The 1459-nt window shown below is 63.4% G+C and carries 1 protein-coding gene and 1 pseudogene; one reads left to right on the top strand and one right to left on the bottom strand.

The window, feature by feature from the left end; genetic code table 11:
- Positions 1 to 128: 128 nt before the first annotated feature.
- A pseudogene (locus CG471_RS29775) lies at positions 129 to 314 on the bottom strand (recombinase family protein); the annotation flags it as partial.
- A gap of 95 nt (positions 315 to 409) precedes the next feature.
- Between CG471_RS29775 and CG471_RS29780 the strand changes: the two are divergent.
- Positions 410 to 1459: DUF4158 domain-containing protein (locus tag CG471_RS29780; RefSeq protein WP_143560324.1), on the top strand; the 1050-nt coding region annotated here is incomplete at its 3' end.

Raw genomic sequence — 1459 nt, forward strand, 5'->3', positions numbered from 1 at the left:
GCATTCGGAATTGGACCCTCGGCCCTGACCGAAACCATGATTATGCTCAATAAGCATTTCGCCAATGCTGCCTAATCCCCCAACTGGGTGACGCCGCGCGGCCGTGCCCCATGTTTGCAACAGAGCCCCTGCGCCAGCTTCATCACCTCAGCCCGCGCCGAACGGTTTGCCTTCATGCCCGACGCGGTTTCGCGGAAGACCTCGACCACTTCATAGCCGCCACGCTCGGCAAAGCCGGCCAGGTCGCGGAGCTGCCGTTCGCACGACTGGTCGGCTGTCGAAACCCTGGCGTAGATGGCGGCGCGCTGTCCCAATTGAACCCTTCTGGAATTAGGCCTCGAAAAGCCTTGATTTGCGTGGGGTCAGTGTTGTCCAAAACAGACTTCTGTTCAATGGGGACAAGCCGTGCATGCCGAGACGCCATATCCTCAGCGCCCGACAGCGTTCGGCCCTACTCGACCTACCGACTGACGAAGCGGCGCTGCTGCGCCATTATCTTCTGGCAGACGATGACCTGATTCATATCGACCGGCGTCGCCGACCGGAGAACCGCATCGGGTTCGCCCTGCAGTTGTGCGCGCTGCGATATCCAGGCCGGACCCTTGCTCCCGGCGAACTGATCCCCCACACTGTATCTGCCTTTCTAGGCGCCCAGCTTGGCATCGCTGGCGAGACGCTCGCGGCCTATGCCGTTCGACGCCAAACCCGCCACCAGCACATGGAGGCGCTGCGCCGTATCTACGGATACAGAATGTTCCCCGGACGGGGACCGTATGCCAGGGCTTTCCGCGATTGGCTTCTCGCCGAAGCCGAGCAGGCACGCTCAAACGACGACCTTGCCCGGCGCTTCATTGCCCGCTGCCGTGAAACCATGACCATCCTGCCGGCGATCACGACAATCGAGCGTTTGTGCGCGGACGCGCTCGTCGCCGCCGAACGTCGGATCGAGAAGCGGATCGCGGCCCGTCTCGATCCCGTCGCCTGTGATGGGCTCGACCGACTGACTACCGAGATGCTGCCGGGGGCGATCAGCCGCTTCATCTGGCTGCGCCGGATTGAGCCGGGCAACAACTCCGCCGCGGCGAACCGGCTGCTCGACCGGCTCGAGTTCCTGCGCGCGATGAACCTCAATGATGGTATACTTGCCGGTGTTCCACCGCATCGCGTCGCCCGGCTACGCCGGCAGGGCGAACGCTACTTCGCCGATGGCCTGCGCGACCTCGGCGCCGATCGGCGCCGCGCTATCATGGCGGTCTGCGTCATTGAATGGGCCACGGCGACTGCGGATGCGGTGATCGAAACACATGACCGGATCGTTGGCCGCACCTGGCGCGACGCGAAGCAACTGCATGACGCGCGGGTCGTAGAAACCAGAGGCGCTACCACTGCGACTTTGAACGGCTTCACTGCACTCGGTCAATCATTGCTCGAAGCGCATGGCGACGGCGCGTCGCTGGAA

The organism is Sphingobium sp. IP1 (assembly GCF_002708645.1).
In the GTDB taxonomy this organism is placed as follows: Bacteria; Pseudomonadota; Alphaproteobacteria; order Sphingomonadales; family Sphingomonadaceae; genus Sphingobium; species Sphingobium yanoikuyae.